This is a genomic window from Pseudomonas sp. PDM31, assembly GCF_019218965.1.
Classification (GTDB): domain Bacteria; phylum Pseudomonadota; class Gammaproteobacteria; order Pseudomonadales; family Pseudomonadaceae; genus Aquipseudomonas.
This window is the reverse complement of record NZ_JAHUWS010000010.1, coordinates 237,257-258,094: the sequence shown is the minus strand read 5'-3', so window position 1 is coordinate 258,094 and position 20,838 is coordinate 237,257. Positions and strand designations below refer to the sequence as shown.

Sequence of the window (20,838 nt, the reverse complement as noted above, 5' to 3'; positions counted from 1 at the left end):
GAGAGAAGACCGCTTCCCAATGCCCAATTCATCTCAACGCTCTTTCCTGCGCCTGTTGCTGGCCGGCATGTTTGCCTTTGTACTGGCCCCCCAGGCCAGCGCCGACGAAGCCAAGCGCCTGCGCATCGGCATCACCCTGCACCCTTATTACAGCTACGTGGCCAACATCGTCGGCGACAAGGCCGAGGTGGTGCCGCTGATTCCGGCCGGTTTCAACCCGCACGCCTACGAACCCCGCGCCGAAGACATCAAGCGCATCAGCGGGCTCGATGTAGTCGTGCTCAACGGCGTCGGCCATGACGACTTCGCCGACCGCATGATCGCCGCCAGCGATACCCCGAAGGTCCCGGTGATCGAAGCCAACGAAAACGTGCCCCTGCTGGCCGCCACTGGCGTTGCCGCCCGTGGGGCAGGCAAGGTGGTCAATCCCCATACCTTCCTGTCGATCAGCGCTTCCATTGCCCAGGTCAACAACATCGCCCGGGAACTGGGCAAGCTCGATCCAGCCAACGCCAAGACCTACACCGAGAACGCCCGCGCCTACGGCAAGCGCCTGCGCAAGATGCGCGCCGACGCCCTGGCCAAACTGACCCAGGCACCGAACGCCGAACTGCGGGTGGCCACGGTGCATGCGGCCTACGACTACCTTCTGCGCGAGTTCGGCCTGGAAGTGACCGCCGTGGTGGAGCCGGCCCACGGTATCGAGCCGAGCCCGAGCCAGTTGAAAAAGACCATCGATCAGCTGCGTGAGCTGGACGTGAAGGTGATTTTCTCGGAGATGGATTTCCCGTCCTCCTACGTCGATACCATTCAGCGCGAATCCGGTGTGAAGCTGTATCCGCTGTCGCACATTTCTTACGGCGAATACACCGCTGACAAGTACGAAAAAGAGATGACCGGCAACCTCAACACTGTGGTGCGGGCGATTCAGGAGTCTGGGGCATGACGTCGAAAGAGACCATCCTGACCAACGCCGAACCCCCTGTAGGAGCGGGCTTGCTCGCGAATGCGGTGGGTCGGTCGGCAACATCGTTGAATGACACTCCGCTTTCGCGAGCAAGCCCGCGCCTACAGGTTTCGGGTCCGACCCTGGACTTTGCCGACGTCAGTCTGACCCTCGGGCGCACGACGATCCTCGACAAGGTGACCTTCCAGGTCCGGCCAGGCAGTGTGCATGCGCTGGTCGGCCCCAACGGCGGTGGCAAGAGCTCGCTGATCAAGACCTTGCTCGGGCAGATGCCGCATCAGGGCCGTTTGAGCCTGCAGTGGCCCGGCGAGCCTGGCACCATCGGCTACGTACCCCAGGCCCTGGAGTTCGACCGGGGCCTGCCGATGACCGTCGACGATTTTATGGCCGCGATGTGCCAGCGGCGCCCGGCGTTCCTTGGTTTGAGCAAGCACTACGCGGCCGCCATCGGCGAGGCCCTGGAGCGGGTCGGCATGCAGGACAAGCGCAAGCGGCGCATGGGCGCGCTGTCCGGCGGTGAACGCCAGCGGGTGTTGCTGGCCCAGGGGCTAATCCCGTCGCCGCAATTGCTGGTGCTCGACGAGCCGATGTCGGCCCTTGATGAGGCGGGCATCCAGGTGTTCGAACGATTGCTTGCGCACTGGCGAACGGCGGGCATCACCGTGCTGTGGATCGAACACGATCTGGAGGCGGTAGGACGCCTGGCCGATCACGTCACCGGGCTCAATCGCCGGGTGCTGTTCGACGCCACACCGCAACAGGCGCTGACCCCGGAGCGGCTGTTGACGCTGTTCTCGACCCATCCACGGAGCCTTGCCTGATGAGTTACGAAGCTTTTCGTCTGATGGTCCAGGGCTGGGCGTCGTCGGGTTATCTGCCCGAGGCGCTGGCCTATGGATTTGTGGTCAACGCCCTGCTCGCCGGACTGTTGATCGGCCCTGTTCTGGGCGGCCTCGGCACCCTGGTGGTGGTCAAGCGGTTCGCGTTTTTCTCCGAAGCGGTCGGTCACGCCGCACTGACCGGCGTGGCCATCGGCATTCTGCTCGGCGAGCCTTACACGGGTACTTACGGCAGTCTGTTCGGCTACTGCCTGCTGTTCGGCATCCTGCTCAATTACCTGCGCAACCGCACCGGGCTGGCGCCGGATACCTTGATCGGCGTGTTTCTTTCAGTGTCCCTGGCGCTCGGCGCGAGCCTGCTGCTGATTCTGGCGGGCAAGATCAACGTGCACATTCTGGAAAACGTGCTGTTCGGCTCGGTGCTGACGGTCAACGGCAATGATCTGCTGGTACTGGCCATCGTCGGCTCGCTGGTCATGGCCCTGGCCTTGCCGCTGTACAACCGCATCATGCTCGCCAGCTTCAATCCGCAACTGGCGGCGGTACGCGGCGTGGCGGTGAAGTCCCTGGACTATCTGTTCGTGATCCTGGTGACTCTGATCACCGTCGCAGCAGTGAAAGTCATCGGCGCGATTCTGGTCGGCGCCCTGCTGGTAATTCCGGCCGCGGCGGCACGCTTGCTCAGCCAGTCGCTCAAAGGCTTTTTCTGGTGCTCGGTACTGATCGCCACGGTCAGCACCCTGTGCGGAATTCTCGCACCGATCATCTTCGACCTGCCGATTCCGTCCGGCGCCGCGATCATTCTGGTGGCCGGTATTGCCTTCGCCCTGGCCGCCATTGCGCGCGGTGTCGTCCCCAGCCTGAAAGGGAACCTTGGATAAATGTCATTTTCTCTTCGTAAACTGACCCTGGCCCTTGCCCTGTGCGGGCTGGCGACAACGACAGGCGCCGCCGACAGCGGCAAACCGCTGCGCGTGCTGGCCTCGTTGCCGATTACCTATGGATTGGGTGAAGTGCTGCTCAAGGGCACCGATGTCAGCCTCGAACGCGCGGCCCCGGCCAACCTGCCCGGCAGCCGCCAGACCGCCTACTTCACCGGGCGTGGCGCGGCGGCGCTGGCGAAACTGGCGAGCGACGCCGATGCCGTGATCGGCGTGCGCTCGCTGTGGCCGGATGATCCGCTGTACCCGATCTCGCGCCGTAGCAATATCCGTATCGTCGAAATCGACGCGGCTCGCCCGGTCGACGGCGCCCTGCCCGGCATTGCCGTGCAGCCCGGCAACCAGGTTGATGGCCTGAACAGCCAGCCATGGCTTTCCAGCAATAACATGGGGCGTATGGCCGATGTGATGGCAGCGGATCTGGTACGCCTGAGCCCCGCAGCCAAACCGAAAATCGATGCCAACCTGGCAGCGCTCAAGCAGCGCTTGCTCAAGCTCAGCGCCGACAGCGAGGCGCGGCTGGCTGCGGCAGACAACCTCAGCGTGATGAGCCTGAGCGATCACTTCGGCTACTTGATCGGCGGGCTCAACCTGGAACTGGCCGGTCTGGACGCGCGGCCGGATGCCGAATGGACGCCCGAAGCATTGAAGCAACTGGGCGCGACGCTCAAGGACAATGAGGTGGCCGTGGTGCTGCATCATCGGCAGCCGTCGGATGCGGTGAAAGCGGTGATTGCCGAGTCTGGCAGTCAGTTGATGGTGTTGAGTATCGACGCCGAAGATCCGGTGGTGGAGCTGGAAGGAAATGTGGACTCACTGATCAAGGGGCTTAGCGATAAGCCCGCAACATAAGATCAAAAGATCATCCGAACACAGCCCGAGCCTGCGGTAGTTCCTGCAGGGAAATGTGGTTGTCAGATGGGCTGCAGCGGCATCGTCAGCTCGACGCGCAACCCATCCGGGCGACTATCGAAACGCAGGGTGCAACCGCAACGCTGGACGATGGCCTGCACAATCGCCAGCCCCAGGCCGCAGCCGGTGCTCTGGCCGTTGCGCCAGAAGCGCTGGGTCAGGTTTTGCAGATCTTCCTCAGCGATACCCGGGCCGTGGTCGCGTACCACGAACTGCACACGATTGCCGGCAGTTTCCACGCTCAACTCGACAGACTTGTCGGCTGGTGTATGACGCAGCGCGTTATCGAGCAAGTTGCGCAACGCGGCAATCGACAACACCGCGGGCATTTGCACCGGTGCACCCGAAACCTTGTTCGGCGACTGGAACCTGATGCGCTGGCGGTCACCACTTGCCGCATCCTGGATCGCCAGTTTTGCCACCTGCTCGGCGTTGCACTGCACACCGTCATCGAACGACAGGCTGCCTTCGACTCGCGCCAACAACAGCAATTGCTCGAGGGTCCGGTGCATGCGGTCCGCGCCCTCTTCAGCCCGGGCCAGGGACTGATCCCGCGCCGCGCCGTCAGTCATCCGCGCCACTTGCAAGTGGGTCTTGATGGCTGTCAACGGGCTGCGTAGTTCGTGGGCCGCGTCGCCGGTCAGGCGACGCTCGCGTTCGATGGCCTTGCCGATCCGCTGGAGCAACTGATTCTGGGTTTCGAGCAAGGATTGCAATTCGCTGGGCAGCGGCTGGATCTGCAACGGCTCCAGGGAGTCGGCGCTACGGCGCATCAAGGCATCGCGCATGCGGTTGAGCGGTGCCAGCCCCTGGCCAATTCCGAGCCAGAGCAGGCACAAGCAACCGAGCAGCGCCACGCCGACCGGCACCGATGCAGCGAGCAGGATCGACATGTTCAACGCCTCACGTTCGATCTGCCGGTCGGCAGTGGTGATGCGCAGATCGCCACGGGCCAGGGTGAAACTGCGCCATGGCGCACCGTCGATCATCTGATCGTGAAAGCCCATTTTCTCGGCTTCCAGGGCTTGTTGCGGATCCATATGGCTGCGCGCGAGGATTTCACCGCGCAAGGAACTGACCTGACAGGCCATGCCACCGGGAATGTTCAATTGTTCGGCACTGAAATGGGTGCCTTCGCCCTTGCTCGACACGGGCGGCAACTGCTCCATCAAGCCGGCGACCATGCGCGCCGAAGCCACCAGCCGCTGGTCGAGGGAAAACATCATCTGATTACGCAGATCGCTGAGCATCCAGGCCGCAGCCAGGGCCCAGATTAACGCAAAGGCGGCGCCGAGCGTCAGGCTCAGGCGCAAACGCAGGCTCATCACTTCGATTCTTCTCCGCCATTGGCCGGCCCCAGGCGATAGCCCAGGCCGCGCACCGTCTCGACAATGCCATTGCCGAGTTTACGCCGCAGGTGATGGATATGGACGTTGAGGGCGTTGCTTTCCAGCTCGTCGTTGAAGCCGTAGACGCTGTCCTTTAGTTGCTCGGTGGATAGCACCCGCCCTCGGTTATGCAGTAGTGCCTGCAGCAGCGACTGCTCGCGGCGCGACAGGTCCACCGCTTTGCCGCCGAGCCTGGTTTCACGACTACTGGGGTCGTACGTCAAGGCACCGTGCTCGATAAGGTTGACACTGCGCCCCGCCACCCGCCGCAACAGCGTGTGCAGACGCGCGGCGAGCTCGCGAAGATCAAACGGCTTGAGCAGATAATCGTCGGCGCCAGCCTGCAGGCCATCGACACGATCAGTGACCGAGTCACGGGCCGTCAGTATCAGTACGGGCAACTCCAGGCCGTTGTGACGCAGCTGCTGCAGCAACTTGAGACCATCTTCGTCCGGCAAGCCGAGATCGAGGACCATGACGTCGAACTGCGCCACCTTCAACATGGCCCGGGCAGCAGAGGCAGTGGCCACATGCTCTACCGTCAGGCCCTGGGCGCTCAGCCCGGCGACGATTCCACTGGCAATCAGCTCATCGTCTTCGCAAACCAGTACGTGCATGGGAGCTCCCTGAGCGAAAACATCAGTGAAACAGGTGAAGATTAAGCCTCAATTATGGCAAGGGCTATGGCCGGCGAAAAGGCGTAATCAATACCGACAAATGATGCATTACCAATGAAACTACCACGAAGCATTTTAACCGTCTCATCCATTCGCAATATGCCTGATGCCATTGGAAATAAAATATCCAACAAAGACATTATTAAAACCGTTCCTTTCAGCGTTAATCTTTATTCATCTCAGCACATCTGACAATCAGCCCACTCAATCACCAACAACAACCAATCAAAGAAAGGATTCAACCCATGCTAATTCTTAAAAACTTTGTCGCCGTCGACTGGCGTGCAGGAAAAGACAAAATCTATTTCTTTTTCAAGGACAGCAATACATATTCCGAGTTCGATATCGCCGAAGACAAAGTCGCCGACGGATTCCCTCGGGAAGTGACCGCCGCGGACTGGCACGACTTCCATCCCCATGCGAAAAACCTGCGCTTCGGGTTCACCACAACGGGTTTCGAACCCACCCGGAATTTTGGAATGGATTCGGACATATTGTGGCTGTTCTACTTTGACAATGGCGTACCCATGGTGTGCAAGTACGATCAGGATGCCCGTCAGGTCAATAGAACAGATCGTGTCGCCGACTCATCCTGGCACTTGTTACTTCCTTACTTTGATCGCATCGTAGCCGGCACATGGCGGGAGAGCGCGCTCAATCGGCGCTCATTCAGATTCATCCTGAACGACGGAAATGCCATAGAACTGGATTTACTTAGAAAACAATTGATCCATCATGCCATCAGTGAAAAGACCTGGCCCGGACTGGCACCCTATAAACACCGGATCATTACCGCCGTGCAGAACGACCGCAGTTTAGCCAACAGCCATTTCTACGTATTTCTGACCCAGAATGAATATCTACGATACGACCTTTGGAACAACGCCCTGGAGGCCGGCCCAATGAAAGTCGATGACACGAATTGGCCAGGCCTGCCACAAATTTGAAGGCTGCCCCTTTACGAGTGGTCGACCAAAGGAAAGTACGAAGTGGGTCAATCAGTTATCAAACAAAAACAAACAACCCTCAACACGACGAACCTGGAGTTGATTGACTTTACTGAACTATTAACCCCGCCCATAACCCAATCAAACGGACTAAACCATGCCAAAACTGAAGAACACCGTCGCCGTCGACTGGCGAGACGGAAAAGACAAGATTTACTTCTTCTTCAAAGACACCGAAACTTACTCTCGCTTTGATATAGCTGCGAATGGGATTCTTCCCGAGTACCCCAAAAGCGTCTACGGCAACTGGGGGGAATTCGCGCCACACGTAAAAAACCTGCGTTTTGGATTCACGGGTGCAGGCAACGGCCATGCAAAAGATACACTTTGGCTATTCTATTACCAGGATAACACTCCGATGGTATGCGAGTATTCTCAGGATAGTGACAGCGTTGTATCCAGTAAACCAGTTTCCCAAACCAAATGGGCAGCACTGCATCCTCACTTCGATCGAATTGTTGGAGTCAGATGGATATCTGAACCAAACCAATTTCGGGTGCTATTGAGAGATAATTTTGTGCTTGACTTCAACGTGCTCTTTAATCGTCTCACAAAGCTATCACTTCAAAAAGCCGGCTGGGAGAAGCTAGAAAAATACAAGGATAGCCTGATGACTGCGGTGCTGGACGACACCCCTGCTTTCCACAGCACTTTCTACATTTTCCTCACCAACGGCCAATATTTCAGGCACCAGAGCATCGATGCTTTGACTGGCCCATTCGATGTAAATGAAGGTAACTGGCCTGGCCTGAGATCAAACTGAATACGGGCAACCCTTCACTCAGCCATTTCGATTATTCGCCACACCTGAAAGGAATCAGACCATGTCAAAACTTGAAAAGTTTGTTGCCTTTGACTGGCGCTCAGGAAAGGACAAAATTTATTTCTTCTTCAAAGATACCAATACGTACACTCGATTTGATATTGCACAGGGATGGGCAGCCATGGGCTTCCCTAAAGCCATCAACCATAGTACCTGGCATGATTTTCACGTAAATGCAAAAAACCTGCGCTTTGGCTTTACCACTAAACTTGACATACTACTTACTCCATACATAACCAAATCCCGCGACATTCTTTGGCTCTTTTATTATCAAGGCACCACACCCCGGGTCTGCGAGTACGATCAAGAAACTGATAAAGTATGGAGCGACCGCAAGCTTGCCGATACTCACTGGCACCCAATTCTTCCGTATTTCGATCACATTATCGCAGGCACATGGTGGGATATCACCGTTGAATGGATAGGAGAACCTAATCCAATACGATTCCTTATGGACAATGGATATTCCCTGAGTCTTCAAAGGGGAAACTTGACGGTTGAAACCATCAACGAAATGACTTGGCGAGGCCTGGAGCCTTACAAGCATCGAATGATTACCGCAGCACAAAATGATCGGACACTTGCCAGTAGTCACTTCTACATTTTCCTGACCAATGACGAATACCTCGTCTACAACATGCCGGAAAACAGAGTCATGGGCTGTTACCCGGTCAACGACGAGACATGGCCCGGCCTGCTGCGCGACTGAGCTTCATCACAGACCATGGCAGACTTGCGTGGCGGTTAATCACCGGTTAATCGCCACCCTCCATCGTGCACCTCACATGCACACGGACAAGCCTCAACCATGCGTCGATTCTTTTTATTTTTTGTTCTCCTGATCTCGGGTCTGGCCCATGCGGGGACAAACCCGTTCGAAACCAAACCTGACTTTCTTCCCGTCGGAAAAGCCTTCATTTTCACCTCCGAACGCCTGGACTCCGGCGAAACACAACTCTATTGGCAGATCGCCGATGGTTACTACCTGTACCAGCAGCGCCTGAAATTTGATGGTTTACCCGCGCAGCACAAGCCGGCATTGCCCGAGGGCGAATCCCACAGCGATGAGTTCTTCGGTGAACAGCAGGTCTATCGCCAGGGCCTGGAGCTGAAAATTCCGGCGGGCGCCACCGGGCAAATCAAGGTGGGTTTCCAGGGCTGTGCCGATGCCGGTCTGTGTTATCCGCCGCAAACCCAGGTCGTGGATCTGGGTGGAATAGCCGCCACCTCCGCGCTAGACGAAGCGCCGGACCAGGCCTTGGCCAGTGGCCTGCAGCAACGGGCGCTGGGCTGGAGTCTGCTGGTATTTTTCGGTCTGGGCCTGTTGCTGGCCTTCACGCCTTGCACGTTGCCGATGTTGCCGATTCTGGCCGGTTTGATCGTTGGCAGCGGCGCCACGCCCAAACGTGGTTTTGCGCTGGCGGCCAGCTATGTCGTGAGCATGGCACTGGTGTACGCGGCGATGGGTGTGCTGGCGGCGATGCTCGGTGCCAACCTTCAGGCGCTGCTGCAAAATCCTTGGTTGCTGGGCACTTTTGCCGCGGTGTTCGTGTTACTGGCGTTGCCGATGTTCGGCTTCTTCGAACTGCAATTGCCAGTGGCCGTTCGTGATCGCCTGGAGAATGTCTCGCGCAATCAGCGCGGTGGCAGTCTGGTCGGTGCGGGTGTGCTGGGAGCCGTTTCCGGTTTGCTGGTGGGCCCGTGCATGACCGCCCCTCTGGCCGGCGCGTTGCTCTATATCGCGCAAAGCGGCAATGCGCTGCACGGCGGGCTGATTCTGTTCGCCATGGGCGTCGGCATCGGTGTGCCACTGTTGTTGCTGGTAACCGTAGGCAATCGCTTCCTGCCCAAACCCGGCGCGTGGATGAACCTGCTCAAAGGCGTATTCGGCTTCCTGTTCCTGGCCACCGCATTGCTGATGCTGCGCCCGGTGCTGGATGAATCCCTGTGGATCGGGTTGTGCGGCGCCTTGCTGGTGATCGCCGCGTACAGCAGCTGGCGTCAGGCCTCGGGTTTCAGTCGAACCGCCCACGTGTTCGGTGCCGGTTCTTTGTTGCTGGGGTTGTGGGGCAGCTTGCTGATGATCGGTGCCGCTGGCGGCAGCGACGATCTGCTCAAGCCATTGCAGGTCTACAGTGCCTCGAACGAGAGCAGTGTCGCCCGCCCCGTCGGCCACGACGCCTTCACTACGATCAAGGACCCGGCAGCGCTGCAACGGGAGCTCGACGCGGCACGGGCACAGGGCCAATGGGTGCTGCTGGACTACTATGCCGACTGGTGTGTGTCGTGCAAAGTCATGGAAAAACGGGTATTCGGCAAAGCCGAGGTGCTCGACGCCTTGAGCGATGTGCGCTTGCTGCGACTCGATGTCACCGCCGACAATGCCGCCAGCCGTGAGCTGCTCGGCCGTTACAAGGTGCCGGGGCCGCCGAGCCTGCTGTGGATCGGCGCCGATGGCGAGGAGCGCCGCAGTCAGCGCATCACCGGTGAGGTCGATGCCGCTACTTTCCTGCAACGCTGGACCACTACCCGAGACGCCCGTTAATGCTGACCTTTACCCTCGGCACCTTTGCCATCGCGCTTAATCACCTGTTGTTGATCAGTGCGCTGGTGCTGGCAACTTTTGTCGGTTGGCGAGTGGCCAAGCGCGGCGGCGAAAATCCCGAGTCGGCGCTGTTCAGCCTTTTTCTGCTGGGCATGCTGGCCGCTCGCATCGGTTTCGTGGCCGTTTACTGGGCACACTATCGTAGCGACCCGTGGCAAATCATCGATCTGCGCGATGGCGGTTTCCTCGCCTGGCCCGGAGTCATCGCCGTGCTGCTCGCCACCTTGTATCGCGGCTGGCGACGCCCGGGCCTGCGCCGCCCGCTGGGTTTTGGCGTGGCCAGCGGACTGGCGTTCTGGTTGCTGGCCACTTTCTCACTGAGCATTTACGAGCAAGGCACCCGTCTACCGCAAGTCACCCTGAAAAATGCTGCCGGACAAACCGTGCAACTGGCCGACTATCAGGGCGGCCCGTTGGTGATCAATCTATGGGCCACCTGGTGCCCGCCGTGTCGCCGGGAAATGCCCGTGCTGGAAAACGCCCAGCAACAGCGGCCGGACCTGACATTCCTGTTCGTCAATCAGGCTGAAAGCATGCAAAGCGTCGCAACGTTCCTGGAAACCCAGGGCCTGAGCCTGTCCAACGTGCTGTTCGACGGCGGCGGTCGCCTGGGCCAGGCCGTTGGCTCCATGGCATTGCCGACCACGCTGTTCTACAGTCCCGAGGGCCGCCTGCTGGCCAGCCACCTGGGCGAATTGTCGGATGCCAGCCTGGCCCGCGCCCTGGAAAATTTCGACACCCCAAATTCTGCCACACCGGCCAATACCTCAAGGAAACTGCCATGTCCCGCCTCCGCCACCTGCTGACCCTGAGCCTCGGTGCAGCCCTGCTGCACCTGCCATCGCTGCAGGCCGAAGAGTTGCCCGACGCGATCAAGAAGATCGAAGCCAAAGGCGCGAAAATCGTCGGCCAGTTCGACGCACCGGACGGGTTGCGCGGTTATGCCGCGCAATACCAGAACCGCGGCATGGCGCTGTACCTGACGCCGGATGGCAAGCATGTACTGCTGGGTAATCTTTACGATGCCGAAGGGAACGACCTGAGCAGCGCCCCCCTGCAAAAGCTGGTGTACGCGCCAATGTCCAAGGAAGTCTGGGCCAAGATGGAAGCGAGCAACTGGATCGGCGACGGTAACAAGGATGCGCCGCGCGTGGTGTACCTGTTCAGCGATCCGAACTGCCCTTACTGCAACATGTTCTGGGAGCAGGCGCGGCCCTGGGTCAAGGCCGGCAAGGTGCAACTGCGGCACATCATGGTCGGCATCATCCGTGAGGACAGCCCCGGCAAGTCCGCCGCGCTGCTTGCCGCCAAGGACCCGCAAAAGGCCCTGGAAGAACACGAAAAAGCCGGCAAGAGCAGCTCGCTCAAGGCCTTGAAAGAAGTGCCACCGCAAATTCAGGAGAAACTCACAGCCAACATGCAACTGATGGAAGAACTGGAGCTGTCGGCCACTCCGGCGATTTTCTACATGGACGCCAAGGGTGAATTGCAACAGCAGCAGGGGGCACCATCACCGGATAAGCTGGTGGAGATTCTCGGGCCGAAGTGATCCCACACGCCCATCGTCGCAACAGCACCTGGAGCCGACCGCTCCGAGCAGCGTTGCGACGATAGGGTTGGAGACAGCGACTAGTTTTTTCGAGCCAGAAACTTCAATAGCGCCGCGGTCACGTACTCGGGGTTTTCCAGATTGGAAATGTGCCCTGCCCCCGGTACCAACTGATAAGGGCAACCGATCAACTCGGCCATTTCCCGGGTTTCATGGGGTGGCCGCGGTGTGTCCTGATCGCCGCACAACAGCAGGGTTGTTTGCGGGTTCAACTCGCTCAGCCGTAGTAACAGATCCGCCCGGCCAAAAGTAATGCGCCCCATCGGCACGATACTTTCACGCAAGCGATTGGCCGGCAGTGCCGCCAGCGACGCTCGGAAACCCTGATACAGCGGCGACTGTGGATCGATCCCGGGTCGGAAGAAGATTGGCACTATAATATCCAGCAGTTGCGGGGTGATGACTCCTGCCTCTTCGATCTGCTTCAACAGCGAGAAGTAATACAGGCGAGTGGGCTCGGGCTCAATGCCCACATAGGTATCCATCATCACCAGCCCGTTGATCCGCATTGGAGCGGACAAGGCCAGGCGCGCGCCCCACATCCCGCCGACCGACAGTCCGACCAGTGTGACGCGCTCGATATCCAGATGATCGAGCAAGGCCAATGCTTGCCGTGCAATATCTTCAAGCGACGTCGTACCGGCGGGCAACGCCCCGGACTCACCATGGCCCCACAAATCCAAAGCGATTACCCGATACTGCTGTGACAGCGCCGCAATCTGCGGTGCCCACATCGTCAGGTCCCACAAGTAGCTGCCGCCAAGCAGCACTGCCGGGCCAGTACCTTGATCGATGTAATGCAGCGGCTGTCCATCTATTATCACGAATGCCATAGGTGGCTCCTTACCTGGATGGAGCAGGCTGAGCCGCCGACGCTCCACCGTCAACGCTGCAAGTGTATGGGGATGTACAAAGACAGTTCACCGCAAGCCCGCCATCAGATGGGACGTGAGCCACAAGGAGAGTTTCAGGAAAAGGCTGTCACTTCGCGAGCTGAGCCGCAGGTTCGATCGGGGGGACCGGCACCAGCGCAATCTTGTACGGTTGGAAAATCCTCAGTATCTGGCCGTTCTCGCGCAAGTCTTGCAACACCTTGGCAAAGGCCTCGCCGCTGATGGGCCCGGACGGACGCAAAATGGCGTAGTGGTGATAGATCTGATCGACACGCTGGGACACCAGTAACTCGTCGGCAACTTTTTCGTTACGCAACAAGTAGTCGCTCAGATAGGAGCGTGTGACCAGGGCAATGTCGGCGCGGCCACGCAACACCATCAGCAGATTGCTGTCGTGGGAATAGGTCAGCGTGCCATTGTAATTCTTCGCGAGGAGCTGGGGGTCGGCATTGAAGTTGGCGAACTCGTAATGGTAGCCACTGAACAGTGCCAGGCGCTTGCCGGTGAGGTCGGTAAAGTAGCTTTGCTGGCGCTCGGGCAGACGTTGCGCGACGAAGATTTCCGCATCTTCGAGCCCCATATCAACGGCGACATGGGGAATATTTTCCCAACCCCAGGCAGGATTCTCGAAGATCGCCATGTCGACCCGGCCCTGCCTGAGGTCACCGAAGCGCCGGGGAATAGAGGTGGGGACCAGGACGAAGCGATAATCGCTTTGTACTGTATTGAGTGCCTCGACCAGTTGCGGCAACAAGCCGGTGTCGACGCCGGACTCCGGGCGCACGGTGTAGGGCGGAAAGTGCGCAGCGCCAATGCGCACCAATTGCGCAGCATGCGTCGGCACCAGTGAGAACACCCCTAGCGTCGCCAGCAAAAGCCGTGCGGCCGGCCGAAATGGCGAACCCATCAACAACCCACTCCTCAATAAAACAGCATCAATGCATTCAAGCCAGGCGGTTTTGCCCAGTTAGCCAGTTTCCTGCCGGCCAATACAAGCCTATTGCTGATCCTTCATCACCAGAATCAAAGCCTCTTGGGCCAATTGATCGACGCTCATACTGCCGTCAGGGCGAAACCAGGTGATGGTCCAGGACAACGCACCGGTGAGGAATCGGCGAGTGACAAACACATCGCCATGAATGAAACCGGCGGTCTTGGCCTCACCCAGCACCTCAAGCCAGATGTCTTCATAGATGTCTCGTAGTGCCAGCACCTTGGCCTGGCCCTCTTCGGACAGCGAACGCCACTCGTAGACCAGTACCGCCATGGCTTCGCCGCTGCCCCCCATGATCGACTGCAATTCACAGCGGATCAGCGCCAACACGCGCTCGCGCACATTGCCGGCCTCGGCGATGGCGGCACGCATCAACGCGGTGTTGTAGCGAATGGTCTCTTCCATCACCGCGCGCAGGATCTCGTCCTTGCTCTTGAAGTGATGAAAAATACTCCCGGACTGAATGCCCACGGCGCCGGCCAGATCGCGTACGGTGGTGCGCTCATAGCCCTTGTTGCGAAACAGGTGGGCGGCCACTTGCAACAGCTTGCCGCGGGCGCTGTCCGGGTCGGTCAGTTGGCCGTTGTCCACCAATTCACGCATGACCTTCAGGGCTTTTTGCTCGTCCACCCATTATCTCCTACAGTCGATCAACCAATGACGCCGGATCCCCGGAAACTCTGGGGTTGCGCCGGCAATTTAAGCTGACCGGTGCAACCAAGCAAGCGCTTGGCAGAAGAAAATCCAGCCATTTACAAACCAAGCGCTTGCTTGGTAATGTCAATGCACTTCGGTGGGAGGTAGCTATGGAAAGGACTGCGCCAAAAACTATTCGCATCGGTTGCGCCAGCGCCTTCTGGGGTGACACCTCGACCGCCGCCGCGCAACTGGTCGAGCACGGGCATCTGGATTATCTGGTGTTCGACTACCTGGCCGAAATCACCATGTCGATCATGGCCGGCGCACGCATGAAAGATCCCCAGGCTGGCTATGCAGGCGACTTCATAGAAGTCCTCGCGCCCTTGCTGGCGCAGCTCGTAGAACAAAAAATCCGCGTCATCAGCAACGCCGGCGGCGTCAATCCCCTGGCTTGCGCAGCGGCCTTGCAGGCAGCTTGCGACAAGGCTGGCGTGGTGCTGAAAATCGCCGTGCTGCTGGGCGATGACCTGCAACCGCAGTTCAAACGGCTGGGCAACCTGGGTATCAAGGAAATGTTCAGCGGCGCACCACTGCCGCCCCTGTGCGTCTCGACCAACGCCTACCTCGGCGCGCCAGGCATCGTCGAAGCCCTGCGCCTGGGTGCGGACATTGTGATCACCGGCCGCGTGGTCGACAGCGCCGTGGTCAGCGCCGCCCTGGTGCATGAGTTCAACTGGTCGTGGCACGACTACGACAAATTGGCCCAGGCGGCCCTGGCCGGTCATATCATCGAATGCGGCGCCCAATGTACCGGTGGCAACTTCACTGATTGGCGCGATGTTCCGGACTACGAACACATCGGCTTCCCCATCGTCGAAGTCAGCGCCGACAGTCAGTTCATCGTCAGCAAGCCCGCAGGCACAGGCGGCCTGGTCACGCCGCTGACGGTGGGTGAGCAGATGCTCTATGAAATTGGCGATCCTCGGGCCTATCTGTTGCCCGATGTGGTGTGCGACTTCACTCAGGTCAGGCTGGTGCAACAGGGCAAGAACGCGGTGCAGGTACACGGTGCCAAAGGCTTGCCACCTACCGCCCAATACAAGGTCAGCGCCACCTGCCCGGACGGTTTTCGCTGCACGGCCAGTTGCCTGATCGCCGGTATCGATGCCGTCGACAAGGCACGCCGGGTCAGCGAAGCCATCATCAACAAGACCTCGCAAATGTTCAGTCAACGCGGCTGGGCGCCGTACAGCGAGGTGAACATCGAGTTGCTGGGCAGCGAAGCCACCTACGGCCCCCACGGCCAGCGCCAGGACAGCCGCGAAGTGGTGATCAAGATCGCAGTGCGCCATGCCAGTAAACAGGCGCTGATCCTGTTCTCCCGGGAAATTGCCCAAGCGGCCACTGGCATGGCGCCGGGGCTGACCGGGATTGTCGGTGGCCGGCCGACGGTATATCCGCTGATCCGGCTGTTCTCGTTCCTGATCGACAAGAACGCCTGCCAGCTGGAAATCGACCTCGGCGGTGAGCGCTATCCGTGCGCCCTGCCCGCCCTCGATGTGCTCGACAGCAACGACTTGCCCGCACCCTTCGCACCGCCAAAGCCCGCGGGGCCGGCCGACGCCAGCGTGGCCCTGGTCAAACTCGCCGTCGCGCGCTCCGGCGACAAGGGCAATCACAGCAACATAGGTGTCATGGCCCGCGAGCCCGAATACCTGCCGTGGATCGCCGAAGCGTTGACCCCGGAGGTGATCGTCGACTGGATGAATCACGTCCTCGATCCGGTCCACGGACGGGTGGAACGCTGGTATCTGCCTGCCAGCCACAGCCTGAATTTCCTCCTGGAGAACGCCCTCGGCGGTGGCGGTATCGCCAGCCTGCGGATTGATCCACAGGGCAAGGCCTTCGCCCAGCAACTGCTGGAAATCCAGATTCCGGTGCCACAAAGCATCGCCGACCAAGTCAAGTAGAGGACTGCCGCCATGGCCTACGATTCGATTTTCAAAGCCGATTTGTTTGCCGGCCAAAACATCATCGTCACCGGCGGCGGCAGTGGCATCGGCCGCTGCACCGCCCATGAGCTGGCGGCCCTCGGTGCCCACGTGCTGCTGGTCGGGCGCAACGCCGACAAGCTTAAGAACGTCGCGGCTGAAATTGCCGAAGACGGCGGCCAGGCCGATTGGGCCGTTTGCGATATTCGCGAGGAAGAGCCGGTCAAACATCTGGTCAGCGAACTGATCGGCAAACACGGCCTCATCCATGGCCTGGTCAACAACGCCGGCGGCCAGTATCCGTCACCCCTGGCCTCGATCAATCAAAAGGGCTTCGAAACCGTGATGCGCACCAATCTGGTCGGCGGTTTCCTGATGGCCCGGGAAGTGTTCAACCAGTCCATGAGCAAACACGGTGGGGCCATCGTCAACATGCTCGCCGACATGTGGGGCGGCATGCCCGGCATGGGCCACTCCGGTGCCGCCCGTTCGGGCATGGACAACCTGACCAAGACCGCGGCGTTCGAGTGGGGTTATGCCGGGGTTCGGGTCAACGCCGTGGCGCCGGGCTGGATCGCGTCCAGCGGCATGGACACCTACGAAGGTGCGTTCAAGGCGGTGATTCCGACCTTGCGCGAACATGTACCGCTCAAGCGCATCGGCACCGAATCGGAAGTCAGCGCCGCGATCGTTTTCCTGCTCAGCCCGGCGGCGGCCTTTGTCAGTGGCAGTACGTTACGCATCGACGGTGCCGCCAGCCTCGGCGGGCGCGCCTGGCCGCTTCACAAGGCGAAAAACAGCGAGTCGTACAACGGTTTCCACCGTGCCTATTTACCGGATGTGCTGCAGCCTGATGGCCGCCAGAACAAGGAATAACCCATGACGGTGATTGAGTCGCAAGTGGACCCTTTCAGCGAACAGTTCGCGCGCAATTGCTCGGCAATGCTCAGCGCCATCGAGCAAGTCCGCGAGCTGGAGCAGAACCAGCTGAACAAAGCGGAGCAAGCCCGGCCTAAATTCGAAAAGCGCGGCCAGTTGTTGCCGCGAGAGCGCCTCAACCTGCTGCTGGATCCCGGCGCGCCGTTCCTCGAACTGGCGAGCCTGGCCGGCTACAAATTGCACGACGACAAGGACGGCAGCTCGGCCGGCGGTGGATTGATCGCCGGGATCGGCTACGTGTCCGGTGTGCGCGTGCTGGTGGTGGCCAACAACAGCGCGATCAAGGGCGGGACCATCTCTCCCAGTGGCCTGAAAAAATCCCTGCGCCTGCAACAGATCGCCATGGAAAACCGCCTGCCGGTAATTACCCTCGCCGAAAGCGGCGGCGCCAACCTCAATTACGCGGCGGAGATTTTCGTCGAAGGCGCGCGCAGCTTTGCCAATCAGGCGCGCATGTCTGCCATGGGCTTGCCGCAGATCACCGTGGTACACGGCTCGGCCACGGCGGGTGGCGCCTATCAGCCGGGCTTGTCGGATTACGTGGTGGTGGTGCGTGGCAAGGCCAAGCTGTTTCTCGCCGGCCCGCCGCTGCTCAAGGCCGCCACCGGTGAGGTCGCCAGCGATGAGGAACTCGGTGGCGCCGAGATGCATGCACAGACGGCCGGCACCGCCGAATACCTTGCCGAAAACGATGCCGACGGCGTGCGCCAGGTGCGCGAGATCGTCAGCCTGCTGCCGTGGAACGAACAGCTGCCGCCCCTGGCGCAACGGCACTGGGAGGAACCGCTGTACCCCATCGACGAACTGTTGGGGCTGATTCCGGACGACCCGAAAAAGCCCTATGACGTACGCGAAATCATCGCCCGCATCGCCGATGCGTCGAACTTTCTCGAATTCAAGGCCGAGTTCGATCAACAGACCGTTTGCGGTCACCTGCGGATTCAGGGCCGCGCCTGCGGCTTCATCGGCAACAACGGCCCGATCACCCCCAAGGGGGCAAGCAAGGCCGCACAGTTCATCCAGCTGTGCGACCAGAGCAAGACACCGCTGCTGTTCTTCCACAACACCACAGGCTTCATGGTCGGCACCGAGTCGGAACAGCAAGGCGTGATCAAGCACGGCGCCAAGATGATTCAGGCCGTGGCCAATGCACGGGTGCCGAAACTGACTGTGGTGGTCGGCGGCTCCTACGGTGCGGGCAACTACGCGATGTGCGGCCGCGGTCTGGACCCGCGCTTCATCTTCGCCTGGCCCAACAGCCGCACCGCCGTCATGGGCGGCGCGCAGGCAGGCAAGGTGCTGCGCATCGTTACCGAAGCCAAGCAGGCCAAGGACGGCCTGGTGCCCGACCCGAAAATGCTCGACATGCTTGAACAGGTCACCGCGCAGAAACTCGACAGCCAGTCCACGGCGCTCTATGGCAGCGCCAATCTGTGGGACGACGGTTTGATCGACCCGCGCGATACCCGGACCTTGCTCGGTTACTTGCTCGATATCTGTCACGAGGCCCAAGTGCGGCCGCTGCAAGCCAACAGTTTTGGTGTAGCCCGCTTCTGAGGGCGATCAAAGGAGAACAATAAAAATGATCTTCACCCAGGAACACGAAGCACTGCGTCGCACCGTCCGCCAATTCGTCGAGCACGAGATCAACCCTCATGTCGAAGAATGGGAAAAGGCCGGGCGCTTTCCGATCCATGAGATCTTTCGCAAGGCTGGCGACCTCGGCCTGCTGGGGATCTCGAAACCGGAAAAGTTCGGCGGCATGGGGCTGGACTACAGCTATTCGATCGTCGCTGCCGAAGAGTTCGGCACCATTCATTGCGGCGGTATTCCGATGTCCATCGGCGTGCAGACCGACATGTGCACCCCGGCACTGGCCCGCTTTGGCTCCGATGACTTGCGCGAAGAATTTCTGCGACCGGCCATCAGCGGCGAGCAGGTCGGCTGCATCGGCGTCTCCGAAGTCGGGGCCGGTTCCGACGTCGCCGGACTGAAAACCACCGCGCGAAAGGACGGCGACGACTATGTGATCAATGGCAGCAAGATGTGGATCACCAACTCGCCAAGCGCCGATTTCATCTGCCTGCTGGCCAACACCTCGGACGACAAACCGCACATCAACAAGTCGCTGATCATGGTGCCCATGAACACCCCGGGTATCAGCCTGAGTTCGCACTTGGACAAACTCGGCATGCGCAGCTCGGAAACCGCCCAGGTGTTTTTCGACAACGTACGCGTGCCGCAGCGCAATCGCATCGGCCATGAAGGCGCGGGCTTCATGATGCAGATGCTGCAGTTCCAGGAAGAACGCCTGTTCGGCGCGGCGAACATGATCAAGGGCCTGGAATACTGCGTCGACAGCACCATCGAGTATTGCAAGGAACGCAAGACCTTCGGCAATGCGCTGATCGACAACCAGGTGATCCACTTCCGCCTGGCCGAACTGCAAACCGAAATCGAATGCCTGCGCGCGCTGGTCTATCAGGCCACCGAGCAATACATCAAAGGCCAGGACGTCACGCGCCTGGCATCCATGGCCAAGCTCAAGGCCGGGCGGCTGGGCCGCGAGGTCAGCGACAGTTGCCTGCAGTATTGGGGCGGCATGGGCTTCATGTGGGACAACCCGGTGGCCCGGGCCTACCGGGACGTGCGCCTGGTGTCGATCGGCGGCGGCGCCGACGAGATCATGCTGGGGATCATCTGCAAACTCATGGGCATCCTGCCGGGGAAAAAGAAATGAACAATCTGCCGGTTTGTCAGACCTTGCTGCTGGAGCTGCACAACGGCGTGCTGCACATCACCCTCAACCGCCCGGAATGCCGCAATGCGATGAGCTTGCAGATGGTCACCGAATTGCGCTCGGTGCTGGCCTCGGTACGCGATAAACCAGGGGTTCGCGCACTGGTGATCGGCGGTGTCGGTGGGCATTTCTGTGCCGGTGGCGATATCAAGGACATGGCCAACGCCCGCGCGCAGGGTTCGAACGCACATCGCGATTTGAACCGGGTATTCGGTGCGCTGCTGCAAGAAGTTCAACACGCGCCGCAAGTGGTCATCACGGTGCTGCAAGGCGCAGTGCTCGGCGGTGGCCTCGGCCTGGCCTGCGTCAGCGATATTGCCCTGGCCGACCATCAGGCGCAGTTCGGCATGCCGGAAACCAGCCTGGGTTTGTTGCCGGCGCAGATCGCGCCATTCGTGGTGCAGCGAATCGGCCTGACCCAGGCCCGCCGACTGGCCCTGACAGCGGCCCGTTTCGATGGCACCCAGGCCCGGCGCCTGGGGCTGGTGCATTTTGTCGAACACGACCCGCAAGCATTGGCCGAGCGTCTGGACGAGGTGTTGGCCCATGTCCTGTGTTGCGCGCCGCAAGCCAATGCGGCGACCAAGAAGCTGTTGCTGGCCAGTGCCGGACAACCGTCCGATGCGCTGCTGGATGAAGCAGCGCAGTGGTTCAGCGAGGCGGTGACGGGGCCTGAAGGTGTCGAAGGGACCATGGCTTTCATGCAGAAACGTAAACCGGGGTGGGCCTCTTAAAAAGCATCGCGAGCAGGCTCGCTCCCACAGGTTTTGTGAACGACAAAAATCCCATGTGGGAGCGAGCCTGCTCGCGATGA

General features: G+C 60.0%; 21 protein-coding genes. 15 read left to right on the top strand and 6 right to left on the bottom strand.

Annotated elements, in window-relative coordinates; translation table 11 throughout:
• Positions 1 to 19: 19 nt before the first annotated feature.
• The 4 genes from KW839_RS20720 to KW839_RS20705 are packed head-to-tail and all read left to right on the top strand — an operon-like array spanning position 20 to position 3,599.
• Positions 20 to 946 (top strand): metal ABC transporter substrate-binding protein, encoded by a 927-nt coding sequence (locus KW839_RS20720; protein ID WP_218425355.1) that lies wholly within the window; start codon positions 20 to 22, stop codon positions 944 to 946.
• The gene (locus tag KW839_RS20715; protein ID WP_256352761.1) at positions 943 to 1,788 is read left to right on the top strand and encodes a metal ABC transporter ATP-binding protein; all 846 of its coding nucleotides are present in this window, start codon (positions 943 to 945) and stop codon (positions 1,786 to 1,788) included. Before KW839_RS20720 ends, KW839_RS20715 begins: the two co-directional genes overlap by 4 nt.
• Complete coding sequence (locus tag KW839_RS20710; protein WP_218425354.1) at positions 1,788 to 2,687, top strand: metal ABC transporter permease; 900 nt, start codon at positions 1,788 to 1,790, stop codon at positions 2,685 to 2,687. Before KW839_RS20715 ends, KW839_RS20710 begins: the two co-directional genes overlap by 1 nt.
• Positions 2,688 to 3,599 carry a metal ABC transporter solute-binding protein, Zn/Mn family gene (locus tag KW839_RS20705; protein ID WP_218425353.1) on the top strand — a complete coding sequence of 304 codons (912 nt, stop codon included), beginning with the start codon at positions 2,688 to 2,690 and terminating at the stop codon, positions 3,597 to 3,599.
• Positions 3,600 to 3,661: 62 nt separating this feature from the next.
• Here KW839_RS20705 and KW839_RS20700 read toward each other — a convergent pair whose 3' ends face one another.
• Genes KW839_RS20700 through KW839_RS20690 form a run of 3 tightly spaced genes read right to left on the bottom strand, consistent with a single transcriptional unit; the run spans position 3,662 to position 5,864 of the window.
• Entirely contained in the window at positions 3,662 to 4,987 is a 1,326-nt protein-coding gene (locus tag KW839_RS20700) for an ATP-binding protein (protein WP_218425352.1), read from the bottom strand.
• A complete protein-coding gene (locus tag KW839_RS20695) occupies positions 4,984 to 5,664 on the bottom strand; it encodes a response regulator (RefSeq protein WP_060540996.1) in 681 nt (226 codons plus the stop codon). The genes KW839_RS20700 and KW839_RS20695 overlap by 4 nt, the downstream gene beginning before the upstream one ends.
• A gap of 41 nt (positions 5,665 to 5,705) precedes the next feature.
• Positions 5,706 to 5,864, bottom strand: coding sequence for a hypothetical protein (locus KW839_RS20690; protein WP_156465487.1), 159 nt, complete (start codon positions 5,862 to 5,864; stop codon positions 5,706 to 5,708).
• Positions 5,865 to 5,969: 105 nt separating this feature from the next.
• Between KW839_RS20690 and KW839_RS20685 the strand changes: the two genes are divergently transcribed.
• From KW839_RS20685 to dsbG, 6 genes are all read left to right on the top strand, one after another.
• Positions 5,970 to 6,671 (top strand): hypothetical protein, encoded by a 702-nt coding sequence (locus tag KW839_RS20685; RefSeq protein WP_060540995.1) that lies wholly within the window; start codon positions 5,970 to 5,972, stop codon positions 6,669 to 6,671.
• A 157-nt stretch (positions 6,672 to 6,828) separates the two neighbouring features.
• Positions 6,829 to 7,494, top strand: a complete 666-nt coding sequence (locus KW839_RS20680) for a hypothetical protein (RefSeq protein WP_060540994.1) — start codon at positions 6,829 to 6,831, stop codon at positions 7,492 to 7,494.
• Between the two features lie 61 nt (positions 7,495 to 7,555).
• Positions 7,556 to 8,263: a hypothetical protein gene (locus tag KW839_RS20675; RefSeq protein WP_218425351.1), complete on the top strand. Its 708-nt coding sequence runs from the start codon at positions 7,556 to 7,558 to the stop codon at positions 8,261 to 8,263.
• 99 nt (positions 8,264 to 8,362) lie between these two features.
• On the top strand, positions 8,363 to 10,099 hold the full coding sequence (gene dsbD, locus KW839_RS20670; protein ID WP_218425350.1) for a protein-disulfide reductase DsbD: 1,737 nt from the start codon (positions 8,363 to 8,365) through the stop codon (positions 10,097 to 10,099).
• The gene (locus tag KW839_RS20665) at positions 10,099 to 10,965 is read left to right on the top strand and encodes a TlpA disulfide reductase family protein (protein ID WP_060540991.1); all 867 of its coding nucleotides are present in this window, start codon (positions 10,099 to 10,101) and stop codon (positions 10,963 to 10,965) included. The genes dsbD and KW839_RS20665 overlap by 1 nt, the downstream gene beginning before the upstream one ends.
• Positions 10,941 to 11,708 carry a thiol:disulfide interchange protein DsbG gene (gene dsbG / locus KW839_RS20660; RefSeq protein ID WP_060540990.1) on the top strand — a complete coding sequence of 256 codons (768 nt, stop codon included), beginning with the start codon at positions 10,941 to 10,943 and terminating at the stop codon, positions 11,706 to 11,708. The genes KW839_RS20665 and dsbG overlap by 25 nt, the downstream gene beginning before the upstream one ends.
• Positions 11,709 to 11,788: 80 nt before the next feature.
• Here dsbG and KW839_RS20655 read toward each other — a convergent pair whose 3' ends face one another.
• The 3 genes from KW839_RS20655 to KW839_RS20645 form a co-directional block, all read right to left on the bottom strand.
• A complete protein-coding gene (locus tag KW839_RS20655; RefSeq protein ID WP_218425349.1) occupies positions 11,789 to 12,601 on the bottom strand; it encodes an alpha/beta fold hydrolase in 813 nt (270 codons plus the stop codon).
• Between the two features lie 148 nt (positions 12,602 to 12,749).
• Positions 12,750 to 13,568, bottom strand: a complete 819-nt coding sequence (locus tag KW839_RS20650; protein WP_218425348.1) for an ABC transporter substrate-binding protein — start codon at positions 13,566 to 13,568, stop codon at positions 12,750 to 12,752.
• A 90-nt stretch (positions 13,569 to 13,658) separates the two neighbouring features.
• Positions 13,659 to 14,285 (bottom strand): TetR/AcrR family transcriptional regulator, encoded by a 627-nt coding sequence (locus KW839_RS20645; RefSeq protein ID WP_218425347.1) that lies wholly within the window; start codon positions 14,283 to 14,285, stop codon positions 13,659 to 13,661.
• 176 nt (positions 14,286 to 14,461) lie between these two features.
• Here KW839_RS20645 and KW839_RS20640 point away from each other — a divergent pair, with 176 nt between their 5' ends.
• From KW839_RS20640 to KW839_RS20620, 5 genes are read left to right on the top strand one after another with little or no spacing between them, the layout of a single operon-like run.
• Positions 14,462 to 16,264, top strand: a complete 1,803-nt coding sequence (locus KW839_RS20640) for an acyclic terpene utilization AtuA family protein (protein ID WP_218425346.1) — start codon at positions 14,462 to 14,464, stop codon at positions 16,262 to 16,264.
• A 12-nt stretch (positions 16,265 to 16,276) separates the two neighbouring features.
• Positions 16,277 to 17,161 carry an SDR family oxidoreductase gene (locus KW839_RS20635; RefSeq protein WP_218425345.1) on the top strand — a complete coding sequence of 295 codons (885 nt, stop codon included), beginning with the start codon at positions 16,277 to 16,279 and terminating at the stop codon, positions 17,159 to 17,161.
• A gap of 3 nt (positions 17,162 to 17,164) precedes the next feature.
• Positions 17,165 to 18,781, top strand: a complete 1,617-nt coding sequence (gene atuC / locus KW839_RS20630) for a geranyl-CoA carboxylase subunit beta (RefSeq protein WP_218425344.1) — start codon at positions 17,165 to 17,167, stop codon at positions 18,779 to 18,781.
• A gap of 25 nt (positions 18,782 to 18,806) precedes the next feature.
• A complete protein-coding gene (atuD, locus tag KW839_RS20625; RefSeq protein WP_060540984.1) occupies positions 18,807 to 19,964 on the top strand; it encodes a citronellyl-CoA dehydrogenase in 1,158 nt (385 codons plus the stop codon).
• Positions 19,961 to 20,758: an enoyl-CoA hydratase/isomerase family protein gene (locus KW839_RS20620; RefSeq protein ID WP_218425343.1), complete on the top strand. Its 798-nt coding sequence runs from the start codon at positions 19,961 to 19,963 to the stop codon at positions 20,756 to 20,758. The genes atuD and KW839_RS20620 overlap by 4 nt, the downstream gene beginning before the upstream one ends.
• Positions 20,759 to 20,838 lie beyond the last annotated feature (80 nt).

What these genes read in the sequence shown, in the direction of transcription:
- KW839_RS20720 (WP_218425355.1), top strand. Translation starts at nt 20, where the DNA reads ATGCCCAATTCATCTCAACGCTCTTTCCTGCGCCTGTTGCTGGCCGGC.
- KW839_RS20715 (WP_256352761.1), top strand. Translation starts at nt 943, where the DNA reads ATGACGTCGAAAGAGACCATCCTGACCAACGCCGAACCCCCTGTAGGA.
- KW839_RS20710 (WP_218425354.1), top strand. Translation starts at nt 1,788, where the DNA reads ATGAGTTACGAAGCTTTTCGTCTGATGGTCCAGGGCTGGGCGTCGTCG.
- KW839_RS20705 (WP_218425353.1), top strand. Translation starts at nt 2,688, where the DNA reads ATGTCATTTTCTCTTCGTAAACTGACCCTGGCCCTTGCCCTGTGCGGG.
- KW839_RS20695 (WP_060540996.1), bottom strand. Translation starts at nt 5,664, where the DNA reads ATGCACGTACTGGTTTGCGAAGACGATGAGCTGATTGCCAGTGGAATC.
- KW839_RS20690 (WP_156465487.1), bottom strand. Translation starts at nt 5,864, where the DNA reads ATGTCTTTGTTGGATATTTTATTTCCAATGGCATCAGGCATATTGCGA.
- KW839_RS20685 (WP_060540995.1), top strand. Translation starts at nt 5,970, where the DNA reads ATGCTAATTCTTAAAAACTTTGTCGCCGTCGACTGGCGTGCAGGAAAA.
- KW839_RS20680 (WP_060540994.1), top strand. Translation starts at nt 6,829, where the DNA reads ATGCCAAAACTGAAGAACACCGTCGCCGTCGACTGGCGAGACGGAAAA.
- KW839_RS20675 (WP_218425351.1), top strand. Translation starts at nt 7,556, where the DNA reads ATGTCAAAACTTGAAAAGTTTGTTGCCTTTGACTGGCGCTCAGGAAAG.
- dsbD (WP_218425350.1), top strand. Translation starts at nt 8,363, where the DNA reads ATGCGTCGATTCTTTTTATTTTTTGTTCTCCTGATCTCGGGTCTGGCC.
- KW839_RS20665 (WP_060540991.1), top strand. Translation starts at nt 10,099, where the DNA reads ATGCTGACCTTTACCCTCGGCACCTTTGCCATCGCGCTTAATCACCTG.
- dsbG (WP_060540990.1), top strand. Translation starts at nt 10,941, where the DNA reads ATGTCCCGCCTCCGCCACCTGCTGACCCTGAGCCTCGGTGCAGCCCTG.
- KW839_RS20655 (WP_218425349.1), bottom strand. Translation starts at nt 12,601, where the DNA reads ATGGCATTCGTGATAATAGATGGACAGCCGCTGCATTACATCGATCAA.
- KW839_RS20650 (WP_218425348.1), bottom strand. Translation starts at nt 13,568, where the DNA reads ATGGGTTCGCCATTTCGGCCGGCCGCACGGCTTTTGCTGGCGACGCTA.
- KW839_RS20640 (WP_218425346.1), top strand. Translation starts at nt 14,462, where the DNA reads ATGGAAAGGACTGCGCCAAAAACTATTCGCATCGGTTGCGCCAGCGCC.
- KW839_RS20635 (WP_218425345.1), top strand. Translation starts at nt 16,277, where the DNA reads ATGGCCTACGATTCGATTTTCAAAGCCGATTTGTTTGCCGGCCAAAAC.
- atuC (WP_218425344.1), top strand. Translation starts at nt 17,165, where the DNA reads ATGACGGTGATTGAGTCGCAAGTGGACCCTTTCAGCGAACAGTTCGCG.
- atuD (WP_060540984.1), top strand. Translation starts at nt 18,807, where the DNA reads ATGATCTTCACCCAGGAACACGAAGCACTGCGTCGCACCGTCCGCCAA.
- KW839_RS20620 (WP_218425343.1), top strand. Translation starts at nt 19,961, where the DNA reads ATGAACAATCTGCCGGTTTGTCAGACCTTGCTGCTGGAGCTGCACAAC.